This is a genomic window from Rhodococcus sp. OAS809, assembly GCF_040546695.1.
GTDB lineage: Bacteria > Actinomycetota > Actinomycetes > Mycobacteriales > Mycobacteriaceae > Rhodococcus_F > Rhodococcus_F qingshengii.
Genome location: NZ_JBEPOI010000001.1, coordinates 658,680 through 671,761 on the forward strand (window position 1 = coordinate 658,680; position 13,082 = coordinate 671,761).

The following is a 13,082-nucleotide window of genomic DNA, read 5'->3' on the forward strand; positions in this document are numbered from 1 at the left end:
CCAAGGAGATTTCGTGAACACGAGAACACTGATCGCGGGCGATGCATCCTCGCCTGTCATCTTGCACGTCCCGCACGCCTCACGCGTCATTCCACCCGAGATCCGCTCGTCTCTGACCGTCACCGACGATCAACTCGCCGCCGAACTCGACGAGATCACTGACGCGCACACCGACGTGATCGCACAGCACGCCGCGCAATCAGTGACACCCCAGCCGTGGACACTGCGCAACGACCTCTCACGCTTGGTGATCGATCCCGAACGATTCCCCGACGAGCGCGAACAACTCAACGCCGTCGGCCGCGGCGCGGTCTACGCCCGAACCTGCAACGGAGACGTCCTGCGCAACGCCGACAACACCACACGAGATGCACTGCTCGATAACTACTTCCATCCCTACGCCGCCGCGATGTCCGACCTGGTGACGGACCGCATCGCCGCCACTGGCCGCGCCGTGATCATTGACGTCCACTCCTACCCGACATTGCCGTCGACGTACGAGCTGCACCCAGATGACCAGCGTCCCGCGCTGTGTATCGGCACCGACCCACACCACACACCGCAATGGCTTATCGAGGCCGCCTACGCCGCGTTCTCACCACTCGAGGACATCGGCACGGACACTCCATTTTCCGGCACGTACGTACCACTCGACCACTACAACACCGATCCCCGCGTGCACTCGGTGATGATCGAACTGCGCCGAGACCAATACCTCACCGAGAAGGGCGAACTCGTCGACATCGCCGCCGAAAACCTCGGAGCCATGCTCGGACGTCTCGTCGACGCAGCGGATCGGGGGAGCCGATAGATGTGCCAGAAGTACCCTGGCGCCCGCTGCACCCCGCACGTGCGAGCACGACTCGACAGAGCCCGCCGCAGGCTCGACTCCGCCCAGACGTTGTTCGACGCGAACCCCGCGGACACCCGCAACCGGCAACGATTGGACACTGCGAAAACAAACCTCGACGCCAGATCCGCCGAATACGACGCCACTCCCGGCGGACAAACCGAGTTGCGCAACCAACTCGGCGCGGCGGACGATCCAGGTAAGCGAGAACAGCTGCACCATCGCCTCGAAACAGGCAAAGCGATACGTCAACAGCAGATCAGAGCAGCATCAGGATTCACCCATGACGACCCGAAGGACAACAGCGATGGCGACGAACGAGATATCGACTCTGACACAGGAAGTGCGCGAAGCGTTCTGGCGTCGGTGGGGATGGAGTCCGGAGTTGCCGGAAGCCGAGCGCCGGGCGATCGAGCAGGAGTGGCACGACACGGCAATCGAATTGGCGAAGTTCCACGGCTTCTGATCGAGGACCGGCACATCACGCCGGTCGCAGTACATCGACTGCAGGACGAGCGCGCCCAGCATCTTCGCAGTCTGGGGGAAAGCACCCCGGAGCTGTACGAGTTGCATCCGCGTGATGCCAGGACGTACCGCCTCCAGATGGAAGCGCTGCGCGAGGGCAACAGGTTCGCAGCTTCAGTCTATGTCTACAGCGATGACGAATACGCAGGGATGCGGCTGCTCGTGACCGACGACGGTCGCTCTGGCATCGCACTCAAAGGCGATGAAATTGTCTCCCTGTACGCACATCGCGACAGCAATCACCCCGGCGCCGCGAACTCGATGCTCGAAACTGCAGTCGCTGCTGGTGGGCAGAGGTTGGACTGTTTTGACACCGTCTTGCCGGCGATCTATGCGAGGTCCGGATTCGTCCCGGTCGCGCGATTGAAATGGAACGATGACTACGCCCCCGATGGCTGGAAGTACAACACATACGCGGCGTTCAATGGAGGGCGTCCTGATGTGGTCTTTATGGCTTACGACTCGACATCGATAGATTCGCGTTACCAGCACGGGGCGGGGCGCTACGTCGACACATACGCTGACGGAAACGAGATGGTCCGCGTCCGATTGGGATTGTGAGTCACCAAGGCGGGAAGGCTGATCTGCCTCCATGGCCCACTTCGGCGACCGAAAGAACACAATCTATGATCTCGACGAACTCGGCGTCTGTGGTGACTGAGTCGAGCAAACAAGTGTTTCAGTAGTTGATGCTGATCATACGTGAGGTGTGACTCTCACGTATGATCACTGAAGGGATCGTGCTCCGCCGGTAGCTCTGTGCTGCTGAGGTTTTCGATGCTGTTCACGAGGTCCAATTGCCATGGTTGCGCCGTGACGGAAACCAGGTCGTTCCATGAACGAGCGGAGGGTATTTTGGAGGCTCGGTAGGCGTCGTTCACGACAGTGCCGGCGAGTGAGCCTGCGCGGAGGAGGGCGGGAATGTTCGCGTGCCGGATGTGAGAGGGATGGACGGCGCGGACATAGTTTCCGGAGTAGTAGCGTGCGGTCATTTGAGCCGCCACTTTTCCCAGTGAAATGGCTGATATGAGGCTGTGCGACGCTAGAAGTAGTTCGTTTCTTCGCCGCGTGTGTGGAGGATCCAGTCGGGCAGTTCCGGTTTGCTGGTAAACGTCGAGGTGCACATAGGTGCGTACCAAAATCTCTGCGACGAGGACGGTCATGCCGGGTGTCACGATACCGTTTCGTACGCTCCATCCGCTGCCTGCTTCGAGTCCGCTGTACGCGTGGAGCGCGAAGTCGCGTAGCGCTTTGCTGTCGCTCTCGTAGAGGAAGGACATACCAGGAATAGGAAGGCTCATCGGTGTGATCACGTCCGCGAGGAGATGCTGAGCAAGTCGCAGAGCCGCCTCGGCCCAGGTATCGACTTGTCGGAAATTACCACCGACAGCCACTGGGGTGGCGCCGCCGGCCTGCCATACGGTGCCGCGGAATTCACCCGCCATGATCTGTCTGATCGCCTCGATCGGCCGCGCGAGATCGTGGCCGGCGCTTTTGATGCGGTGCGCGCGTCCTCCGAAACCCGTCCCCATGTAGTCGATGGGCAGCTGCTTGCCGGCTTTCTCCCACCCGCTGACGATGTCGGAGGACACAAGAGGTTTGAGTCGATCTCGGATAGTGCGATCGATCGATGCGTCGAACCATGTGCACAGCATTCCGATGACACCGACGGCTCCGACAGTCACGAGATCGGAGGTGGACCATGTGAGGCGGTGCTTGTGCTGCCAGAATTCCCATGCCTGACGTTGTTGCTCTGTCAGGGCGGAGTCCAGATCGATTTCGGTCCATTCGCGTTGCGTGCGAACGTGGTCGTTGAATGTCGTGAGTTCGTCGTAGGTTTGGCGGTGGGAACCTCGGGTGAGTTGGACTGCTGGTTCCTGATCGTCGAGGGTTGCCCGGATGAGGTCTTCGATGTCGTCGAGTCGTCGAGATTGGGTGTCGAGGTTGCGTTCGATGTCCTCGCTCATGCGTCGATCTTTTCTGGTAGGCGGTCGCGGACCAGTTCGAGGGTCGTCTGCGCTTTCTTGGTTTCTGCGAGTTCTTCCTCGAGATCCTTCAGTCGGGCGCGTAGGTCGGTGTTCTCCGCGGATGTTGCAGCTTTCTCGCGTTTGAGTGTGTTGATCGTGTCGACGAGGAGTACGACTCGATCGGTTACTTCGTTGAGTCTCTCTTGCAGGCTTTCGACGACGCGCCGCATCTTCTCGTCTCGGTCAGGTGCATCGGCGAGGACCATTCGTGCGACCAGGTCGAGTTTGACTGCTTCGCCTGCTATTGCGTGAGAACCTTAGGGGCTGTAGCGGATACCCGCTGCGGCGACCCCTGCTCCAGCGAGCCCACCGACTCCGGTGAGTAGGAGTGTCTCGCCTGCTACGCCAAAGCCGCCCGCAGCGAGGGATCCGCCGCCGAGCATCGCCAAACCTGCTGAGACCGCTGCGGCGCCGGTAAGCCCCATCGTGCCGCCGATGGCTGCACCGATCGGTGCAGCGGCCCACCCGGCGGTCAATGCACCGGCGCCCACTCCGATTACCGAGACCGCGGCGACGCGCCCCCATTTGATCGACTTGCGTCGCAGTGCTTTCATCAAGCCTTCGAACTCTGTGGTCATCGTGTCGAGGTCGTTTTCGCGCAGTGCGGTGAGATCGTGTGCAGCGGAGTGGAGTGCGGATTTCCGTACTCCGGATCCCCATGTCGTTCCGTCTGTCCAAGGGCTGAACGTGATCAGCTCGGCGAGGATGACGACAGATGTGGACCGGCGGCCTACCTTGCCCGCGAGAATGGATCCCTGTTTGGTCAGAGAGTTGAGCTGGTCGAGGAAAGGACTGTTTTCGATGGCAGCCAGTTCTTGCGCGAGGGACTCGTCTATTGCATCTGAGGCGAGAATTTCCTGAATTGAGGTGGCGACGAAACTTTGCAATCGATCCCGTTTCTTGGTACGGGCGTCGCCTTCTTTACGTTCGTGTTCCCAGTCCAGGCGGAGCATTCGCGTTTGAAGAGTGCGTAGCGTGAACATCTCCTCAGGGGTCAAACGAAGTTCTCGGGCGATCTGATCTGCGGAGACATTGGTCATGGGTTTTCCTCTGCAAGAGTGGGGACGGGATACACGACCGCCGGAACAGTCGATATCCAAACCAGCCTGGGCAATTGGTGCCCGATTCGAGTTCGGCCGGTCATTACTCAGAAGCGAATTGAGGGATCGTAGCCCCAACTCCGACATAAGCCTTCCGGCACTTGAGCGTTGAAAGTTTCTGGAACACTTGGTTCATGGAGACGCTACAGGCCGGTTTGTTCGACGCCGTACTGCGCTTGGGCACTGGTGTAGCCCTCGAACATCAGCTGGTCGATCAGCCCTTGGCGCGAGAACGCGGTGTAGTCGAGGTAGTCCTGTGCGGCCTTCGCTGCTTGTATGTTCCAGTCGGGTGCTATGTAATCGACTGCGAACGTGGCGTCATCGGTCGAGTAGTTCTCGAACTCGAGTTGTTCGATCAGTCCTTGGCGTGAAAAGGCGGTGTAGGCCAGATAGTCCTTCGCTGCTCGGACAGCGTTCTTCTGTCCAGCTGTGATTCCTGGCTCCGTCTTTGCCGGTGCAGTGGTCTTCGGAACCGCTAGTGGAGGGGTTGCTGCAACGACGGGTTTGGTTGTCGGGGTGACGGGTTGGGCACCGGGGTAGAGGTTGAATTCTTCGGTGGCGCGCTGAATCGTAGCGGTTTGGTCGGCGCACAGGATCGGAATCATTTCTCTGATGCGGCTGATCCGGTGTGCGGTGGGGGTGTCGAGATTCGGGGGGCGGGTGATCGCCTCGGCGAGTATCCGTACCGGATCGTTGCTGGTGCGCAGAGTTTCACAGAATTTAGTGTCTTCATCGAAGGCACCGGCAGGGTTCTGGATCTTCCCTGTTGCCATGCGTGTGTCGTACTGTTCGCGAAGTGTCTGCGGTGCTGTTGCTCGTGTAGTTGTTTGGCCGGCTGTCGGTGTCCAGTCGACCTCTCGGGTTTCGATGCCGTTGTCACCGAGGTAAGCGAGGCAGGTGAAGTCCCGCTTGACTGTTGTGCCGTCTGAGGTGGAATTTTCGACTCTGGCTGTGATGCGGTATCCGTCGTCGGTTGCTTCGCTGTTGGGTGCGGTGATGGTGGTTTGGGTGAATGTTGCAGCGAGTTTGTCGGCCTGGTCTAGGCAGGCTGTCGTTGCTGCTTCTGCGGTGATTTCCGCAGATGTGGATTTAGTGGAGCATCCGCCAATGAGCAGTGCGACAGATACAACCGCTGCGGCGGCGAATGTCCGTTTCATGTCGTAATTACTATCAGGTTGCCCCGAGCGAACATACCGAGTGGTCCGAAGTTTGCTGTGGAAATTCCACCACTACGGGATGCGGCGTCGTAGCAGGGGGCCGGCGTCCCGGTGGTAGTGAGGGCCCGTGAGATTGGTTCCGGCGGTGTCTGTCAGGACAATGGGCGCGGTATCCGCGAACGCAGGACTGCTCGGAACCCTAGCGCTCCTTGATCATGTCCTCGGCGACTGTGTCGCCGATATTGGCGAGAATCGACTCGACACTCGGCGCGATCTGAGAGTTGTGGAACTGATCTATTTTCGTCTGGTGGAGTCGCCGCTGGTGTTGTTCCGGTGCGGTCTTGGCCTGGATCCTCCCTGCCCCATGTGGAGTTTCGACGAGATCAGGTATCGGGGATGCTCGCGCGACATCCGCCTGGAATCTTGCATGACCTCCGCGTGCTTGCTGATGTCAGATTGTTAACAAAGGAACCGACATCTACCGAAATCGGCATGGTCGGTCTGTTTTAGTGTCAAGATCGGTGACGACGATTCATCCTGAACGTTAAGGAGATTCAATGCGATCGATCACACGCGCGGCGCTCGTCGGTGCTGCAACTCTTCCTCTGGCTATGGCCGCGCCCGCGCTGGCATCAGCTTCCACTGCCGGGGACGTCAGCTTCGCGTACACCGCATCGGGGTCGACGGTGACCAATACGATCACCAACAATTCGGGAGTGCCCCTGCACTGCGGGACACTGCTCGGCAATGCGCCCGGAGGAGTGCTGCCGCCGGTCGAGGACACGCTGCGAGCGGGTCAAACGATTGGAACCACTGGCGAGATCCCGGTCGGGACAACCGCTCAGGTCGTGGCGGACATCCCCGACGGCTCGTACGTGGTTCTGGCAACGTGTACCAGTAGTGGCGAAGCTACGAGCATGTGGATATCGGATTATCCAGGAATCGAGCCCTACCTCACCGTGTTCCCCTACACCGTTTACACAGTGCAACAAGCATCATGGGTTGTGGCGATCCCCAGCACAGATGCATCCATACCGGATACGGGCTTGAACTTCGGAAGCTGACTGAGACCCGTAAGCTCCACTGGCACACCGCGGTCGGTGCACCCAGACCCCTGCTTGGGGAGCTCGACCGCGGCGCGCTGCGTATTCCGGTACGGTGCCCCGGTCTGCGCCAGGAGTTCGTGTGGCCGCTCCGCCTCTATCGTGATCAGCTGTGACGGACGGGTCGAAGAGTGCAGCAGCCGTGCGTTTTCCGACATCGCTCCAGGGGAGAGTGCTCGCGTGGTTACATCGCAATCTCGATCGACTGCGCCGCCCGGAGTGGAAGGTGCTCACAGCCCATCGTTGCGTGTCCGTCGTGGTGGAGCCCATCAAGCCGAGATGCGTTGATCTTGTGGGCGCCGTCGTCATTCCGGCAACGATGTGCGGTGTGCTGGTGATCGGTGCTGTGCATCGGGTCGGTTTGACGAGCTCTGTCGTTCGCTCGGCCAGCTCCCTCAGGCGGCGTGCTCTAACGCTTCTTCGTCGTCGGTGTGTTCGTCGCGTCCGAGTTCGGATGCTTTGGGTGCGGCGGGAACCCGTTCGCGTACCGGTTGGATCACGTCGGCATAGAAGGTTTCCGCGGAGTGGGTGACGCTGCCGATGAAACTGGCTGCGGTGCCGGCTCGTTTGCCGCCGAGGGCGAAGGTACGTATCAGGGTGAAGGAGTGGAGTTGCCGGCTCTGGTTGTCAGAGAGGATGCGTGGTGTCACACGGACCGCGGTGTGTGGTTCGCAGGTGGAGGAGGCAGGCGCGGTGAAGGTGGCTTCGATCAGCAGATCTGCGGGGGCGTTCTTGAGTTGACGCAGCATCCATGTCACGCGTTTGCCGGCGGTGCCTTCGTCGGGGGCGGTGACTTGGGTGCTGCAGGTGATTTTGTTGGTGCGCATGTCCGCGATGATTTTGAGTTGTCCCGCGGCGTCCGGGATTCGTTGTACCGCGGTGAATGTTCCGTCGTTCGCCAGTTCCTCGACGGTGAGTTCAGTGCGATAACTAGCGTCGTTGACGGCGCGGCGCGGCAGAACGTGTTTGACGCTCACCCCTAACTCGGTGGTGAACCGTAGCGCGAGGTTGAGGGCGAGTGCGATCCAGGAGTCCGCGATCGAGGCGGCTTTCGGGTCACCGGATCGCAGTGTTCCGGCGCTGATCGCGTCGCGGATCGATACCCAGTGCCGGCCCATGTCGACGAATTCCGATGCCCTGGATTTGGGGTGTTCGATGTATCGGAGGAATTCGTGCAGGATCCAGGCTTGGAGGGGGTTGTCGATTCGGCCGTGCGAGAGTGTCATGCGCGCTTCGTGAATGACTTCAGCCCAGGACAAATGGCGCAGCGCGACTTTGGTGAGTTTGCGTTTGTCCACCTCGACCGAGGTATCCCTCGAACGACCCGGCGGGGGCGCCCACTCTGGAGGTGATGGCCCGCGCGAACAGCGGAACAGCTTGCATGGTCGAGATCAGTGCCGAGGTGGTGCGGCGTTCTTGTTCTTCGCCGGATCCGACTCCGATGACGGAGAACAAGCGTGCTGGTTGCCACGTGTCGGCTTCCGCGAGTGCGAAAACGGGAAGTGGCGCTTGGCACAGGTTTGGCGGTACTTACCCCGCGCGGACGCGCCGGCTTCGACGCGGGTGCAGCTAGTGCGGCCGAAGTCGCCGAAGCAGCGGGTGGGGTGTGTTCGTGGGCTGCAGGCTCGTCGGCGGTGGTTGCTTCGACGACGACGGGCGGAACTGCGGGGAGCTGCGGCGCTGTGGGGTCGACTATTTCTGTTGCCGCAGTGATGGTCTCGTCGGGACTGGCGACGTGGCCGACATCGACACCGAAGTCTTCTGCCAACCCGGCCAATTACATGGAGGTCACGCGGTAGCTGTTCGGATCTTGATGCGCGCACGTACTTCTTCCACTCACTTCCTCTGGTGGACAGCACTTTCCGGTAGAAGCGACGTTTCTTCATCTCTAGCGGTAGGTCTCCCAGGCCTGGGAGCTTAAAAGACTCTGCTACACGTCCACTCGGTGCTTGTATCGCGTCGAAGCGCAGCGACTACCTCTCGAAGAATCTTCCCGAGCGTTTCAACAACCACTGCTCCCCCTGCATTGATGTCACCCCTGTCCCATGGCTTGACCAACTTCCAACCGCCGACGGACTGGGGTTGATGCACCTCCGCAAGCAGATCAATCACCGGACGATCGGCGGTGCCCTCCAGAACACCGCCGATGATTACTCGAGGACTGCCCGACGGCGACAACAGTTGGAGAAGGAGTGCCCCCTCCCAAGGGTCATCGGGAGGTTGCCCCTCGTAGTCTGAATCAACGATTACATCTCGGCCGTGATCTGCCAGTATCACCGGATCGTCGTACTGCAATTCTGGATCGAGACGCCATTCCGTGCTCACGCTGGAGTCGAATGTAACCTGGGGGAACTCGGTGGCGATTTCGCGCTTGAGGGTCTCAAGGAACCGTTCCCTCGCCTTCTCGAATCGCTCAACTCGGTTCACTAACGTTCCGTAATTACTGCGAGGGGACGGCTTAGCCTCCACGCCTTTAGTGAGACGAAGCCACGCCCGGAACTCATTTCGAATGTCCCCAGCGGTAGGCCTTCTTGCTGGATCATTCGACGTCGCATCCTGCAAAAGAGTATCGAGGTACTTCCCTTCCGGCCCGAAGAACCGCCGAAAAGAGTAGGCCCACTCATTCGTTGCGTTGATTTCGCCCTGAGGGGGAGGGAATATCTTTGAGGGAGGCGGTGCTCCCGTCTCCAGGGCCAGGAGGTGTTCATACTGATACTCGGCCAAAGCCCACATTGTCTTCATCAAGGAATACACGTCCGCGGCGTACCAGTTGGCGTTGTGGTGCGGGCGGAGCGCCTCGGGGGCAATATAGGTATACGGCCCGAGTTTGTTGATCTCTTGCGTTATCTCGGCCCGGGCAGTCCACCCCGCAATTCCGAAATCGCCGAATGCCGGAGTTTGGTTCAGCCAGAACAAATTGTCAGGTTTGATGTCGCGATGAGAGACCTGTTGGTCGGTGAAACGTAGTTGATGGAGAGTGTCTGCGAGGTCTGCGAAGACTTTCACCAAGGAGCGGAAGCTTTGGCCTTTCACACACTCCGCCAGGGGTAGCGCCTTCTCCATGATGAACCAACGAGGCTCCTCTCCTGGTTCCCGGTCGATAAGAGGTACTACGCCTCGGATCTTCCCGAGCGCTTCCAATCCCTTGACCTCTCCGTGAAAGCGCTTCCGCGAACCACCCGACGCGTCGTTGTTCTTCATGCGTTTTGCGACGGCGTACTGGGGCGGTTGCCTTGGAAGGATGTTTACGCTTCGTACTTGCCAGACATACGATTTGTGAATCCTCCTCACGAGCACCCAGTCGTCACCGAGCCGATCATTCTTTACCCATTTCGGTAACACATCGCTGCTCTTGTCATCGCCGACTTCGCTCACCACACACGAACTCTATCAACATGAAGCTGCTACTCCAGCCGGAGTGCCCAATTTCAGTACCTTTCAAGCTAGTCGACTCACCTCACACGAGGTGGAGAAGCGGCCTGCAGGATATGTGGCTAGTTGCTGTACTCAGGAGCGGCACGACCGAAGGAATTACTTGAAAGTGAATATCGATTGCTGTCCCAGCTGTCACCGGAAGCGCAACAAGAGGCGCTCGAGAAGGCAGCGGCTGCCATGGGTGCTCTCTCTGACAGCGGCAATGCTCTGGCATTGGATAAGAAATTCTCTGGAGCGAAGATATTGATCAGGCATCTTTATGGCGGTCGCCGGCCGATTCTGCCACTCGGGCCCACTGTGGTGCAGTGACAGCATGCCGGTCGACCGGGGCCTTCTCCGGGTGATTCCATCCAGGATTGGGGGGTGACCACTACCGCCACTTTTTCTTCCTCGGCGTGGGCTTGGTGCGCTGTCCGGTACGTTGGTGTCGCTGCATGCTCAACACGTCCATCAGGTTGAGATCGGTTACAAGGGCGTCGAGTTCGGCATCGGCCCCCGGTAGTCTGTTGTCGAAGACTGTCGCGCTTAACTTCCCTGTGCTCGCTTCGAAGAGCATGCCGAATCCTCGGCTAACTTGCAGTTGGTGTTTCTTCGCCGTGACAAAATTCTTCAGATCGCCGTGAGCAGTGTCCGATCCTGTCCCAGGAACTACATTCATCCAGACCAAGACGAAGCTGTCTTCACGTCGGGACCCGCCAGGGCACACTATCCGGTGAGACAGTCCATCTTCGCGAGTCTTTTCCGCAAGTGCATCAGACATGATGCCGAATTTGATCTGCGTCTCTCGATCTCCGCTGAGCAATGTAGTCGCTAGTGCAAGCCAGCCTTCTTCGCGACGGGCAGTGATGTCGCCGACGAGCGCGAGAAGCCATGGGTCGGAATGTATCTGGGGTTTGTTGGCGGCCTCGGGTAGCCCGCTCAATTTGCCCTGATACCAAACATCTATTTCTTCAGTGAGAGGTTCAAAGTACTCGACTGTCCGGCGCTGCTCGCGATAGCGCCGACGCTGTTCGGCGGACGGGGTGCCAAGGGCTGGTATCTCACGCTGCAGTACGTCGGGATCGGGCTCGGCATATAACCGCCCCTCAAGGAAGTACATGAAATAGTCGAGCTCATCTGCGCTCTGTATGCGTTTAGTCAGTTCGGGGTCGGTGCGACGTCGCAGATAGAGGATAAGTTCCGCGGGGCGATCGATGAGTTCGCTGATCACGCGAAGGTCATGGAGCGAAACGATCCACGGGATGTTTGCTTCGGTCAACAGGCCTGCATTTACCAGCTGGTGTGTGGTGGTAGCGATCCCGGACAGGTCGTCGAGAGTTGCCGCCACAGTGTGAACCTCACGTATGCCGCTGAGGTCGAGCCAGCTGTCGTCAATAAGGCGCAGTCCGCCGTCCTGGAGGATGCGTTCCCGCAGGCGGTCACCCTGTTCGGCAGCGATCGTCACCATGCGGCGCAGATCCTGCCAGAGGGGACCGGAACGTCCAGTTCGGGAGTGCTGCCGAAGAGCTACGGCCTTAGCTTCGATGATGATTGCTATGTCGTCGACGACGATCAGGCCGTCGCCTTCGACTTTCTTGGTGTACTTCTCGGGCGTCAACTTTTCTTGGTCCTCGTTGTCAGGCACGAGATAGTCGAAGGCGGCATGGAGTGTATGACCCGGGAGGTGGGGCGTGAGAAGCGCAATGCTGGTTCGCTCCAGGTAGTCTCCGCGATGCTTTTGGTACGCGGCCCACGGCGTACTGTTCTGTTTCAGGGCGGTTTCGACGCGGTCGCGTATGGAATGCACGAAAAGTGCGTCATGAGGAACCGCATAGGTTCCGTCGGGCGCGCGGAGGATCGGCTGCGTTCGCAGGGGCGATTTTCCTCGGAAGAAATCGACTGCAACTTCGCCGGGCGCACGGTCGGTCAGGGGGGCGGTGAACAGGTCGAGCACCGTCTGCGCAGTCTCGATGGACAGCGCACTGCGTGAAGCAATATCTGCAGTCGTCATGCGAGGATAGATAGATCTATCGTCGGCCAACCGTCTCAGATGGTCGAGGGTATACTGCGGGACGTCGCTTGGGGTAGTGGTATTGGAAACTCCAGTGCTGGCGATATCTGCCCATGCGATGGCGCGGGATTCCCAGACTTCGCGGTACAGCTCACGTATGGCTGCAAACACCTGACGAATCTGCTGCACTGTGCATCCGATGACCGATCGGCAGAGCTCTTCGACGGCAGGGTCGTCGAACAGGTCGGCGAGTGTCTCCTCGACCATGTGCGGATAGGAGGGGTTGCGAACGAATATCTCACGCATGACTGACCCGAAGCCTAATTCCCGTGCAGGAGATGAGTCTTGTTGCGTTGCTGCCAGGGCCAGCATTGCTCCGGCCGACATTGCCTCGCCAATGGCCGCGTTGATGTTGTCGAGGACATCGTCCAGATCAGTGGATTCGGGTTCTTCGGCCGGCTCAAGTCCGGTCTGAATTCCTCGTGCAGTGAGCACGAGGGCACCTAATTCGAGCGCGGCTGCACTTTCGTGACCGACGGCAATGGGATCGGCGGCGAGAGCGGTTTCGAAGCGCAGCCGCAGCAGTGCCAAGAGGTCGAATGTGTTATGCGGCGTCGCGAGTGTGGCGATTCGATCGGCAACCTCCTCGAGTCGTGACTCCGCGTCCGATTCGCTGCCGAACAGGTCGCCGAATTCGGCTCGTTCGAGCTGAGCATGTGTATCCCCATTGCGGGACCGCTGCCGATTCTTGCGCTTCTTCTCACGCTTCCGACCTCTATTGCTGCTGGACACGCCGCCCACAATATGACATCGCGGCGGGCGGCGGAGTGCAGTCCGGACGGGAGACTTCTCACGCCGGTAGAGCATGTCGGTGCGTCAACGCGTTCGTTTTTCG

General features: G+C 59.5%; 11 protein-coding genes. 4 read left to right on the forward strand and 7 right to left on the reverse strand.

Going from position 1 to position 13,082, the window contains the following annotated elements:
- Positions 1 to 13 precede the first annotated feature (13 nt).
- Positions 14 to 811, forward strand: coding sequence for an N-formylglutamate amidohydrolase (locus tag ABIE52_RS03085; protein ID WP_192713639.1), 798 nt, complete (start codon positions 14 to 16; stop codon positions 809 to 811).
- A complete protein-coding gene (locus tag ABIE52_RS03090; protein ID WP_354541438.1) occupies positions 812 to 1,936 on the forward strand; it encodes a hypothetical protein in 1,125 nt (374 codons plus the stop codon). It abuts the gene before it with no gap.
- Positions 1,937 to 2,091: 155 nt separating this feature from the next.
- Here the strand turns inward: ABIE52_RS03090 and ABIE52_RS03095 are convergent, their stop codons facing one another.
- The 4 genes from ABIE52_RS03095 to ABIE52_RS03110 form a co-directional block, all read right to left on the reverse strand.
- Complete coding sequence (locus tag ABIE52_RS03095; RefSeq protein WP_192713640.1) at positions 2,092 to 3,342, reverse strand: hypothetical protein; 1,251 nt, start codon at positions 3,340 to 3,342, stop codon at positions 2,092 to 2,094.
- On the reverse strand, positions 3,339 to 3,608 hold the full coding sequence (locus ABIE52_RS03100; protein ID WP_192713641.1) for a coiled-coil domain-containing protein: 270 nt from the start codon (positions 3,606 to 3,608) through the stop codon (positions 3,339 to 3,341). The genes ABIE52_RS03095 and ABIE52_RS03100 overlap by 4 nt, the downstream gene beginning before the upstream one ends.
- Positions 3,609 to 3,659: 51 nt before the next feature.
- Positions 3,660 to 4,442, reverse strand: coding sequence for a hypothetical protein (locus tag ABIE52_RS03105; protein WP_192713642.1), 783 nt, complete (start codon positions 4,440 to 4,442; stop codon positions 3,660 to 3,662).
- Positions 4,443 to 4,645: 203 nt separating this feature from the next.
- Positions 4,646 to 5,659 carry an Ltp family lipoprotein gene (locus tag ABIE52_RS03110; protein WP_354541439.1) on the reverse strand — a complete coding sequence of 338 codons (1,014 nt, stop codon included), beginning with the start codon at positions 5,657 to 5,659 and terminating at the stop codon, positions 4,646 to 4,648.
- A gap of 557 nt (positions 5,660 to 6,216) precedes the next feature.
- On the opposite strand from ABIE52_RS03110, the gene ABIE52_RS03115 reads away from it, so the two are divergent.
- Complete coding sequence (locus ABIE52_RS03115) at positions 6,217 to 6,723, forward strand: hypothetical protein (protein ID WP_192713643.1); 507 nt, start codon at positions 6,217 to 6,219, stop codon at positions 6,721 to 6,723.
- Positions 6,724 to 7,157: 434 nt separating this feature from the next.
- Here the strand turns inward: ABIE52_RS03115 and ABIE52_RS03120 are convergent, their stop codons facing one another.
- Positions 7,158 to 8,060 carry a hypothetical protein gene (locus ABIE52_RS03120; protein ID WP_192713644.1) on the reverse strand — a complete coding sequence of 301 codons (903 nt, stop codon included), beginning with the start codon at positions 8,058 to 8,060 and terminating at the stop codon, positions 7,158 to 7,160.
- Positions 8,061 to 8,249: 189 nt separating this feature from the next.
- Between ABIE52_RS03120 and ABIE52_RS03125 the strand changes: the two genes are divergently transcribed.
- Positions 8,250 to 8,561, forward strand: a complete 312-nt coding sequence (locus tag ABIE52_RS03125) for a hypothetical protein (protein ID WP_192713645.1) — start codon at positions 8,250 to 8,252, stop codon at positions 8,559 to 8,561.
- A gap of 118 nt (positions 8,562 to 8,679) precedes the next feature.
- On the opposite strand, the gene ABIE52_RS03130 is transcribed toward ABIE52_RS03125, so the two are convergent.
- Both ABIE52_RS03130 and ABIE52_RS03135 read right to left on the reverse strand, forming a co-directional pair.
- Positions 8,680 to 10,140: a protein kinase domain-containing protein gene (locus ABIE52_RS03130; protein ID WP_192713646.1), complete on the reverse strand. Its 1,461-nt coding sequence runs from the start codon at positions 10,138 to 10,140 to the stop codon at positions 8,680 to 8,682.
- 427 nt (positions 10,141 to 10,567) lie between these two features.
- Positions 10,568 to 12,979 (reverse strand): hypothetical protein, encoded by a 2,412-nt coding sequence (locus ABIE52_RS03135; protein ID WP_354541440.1) that lies wholly within the window; start codon positions 12,977 to 12,979, stop codon positions 10,568 to 10,570.
- Positions 12,980 to 13,082: the final 103 nt, after the last annotated feature.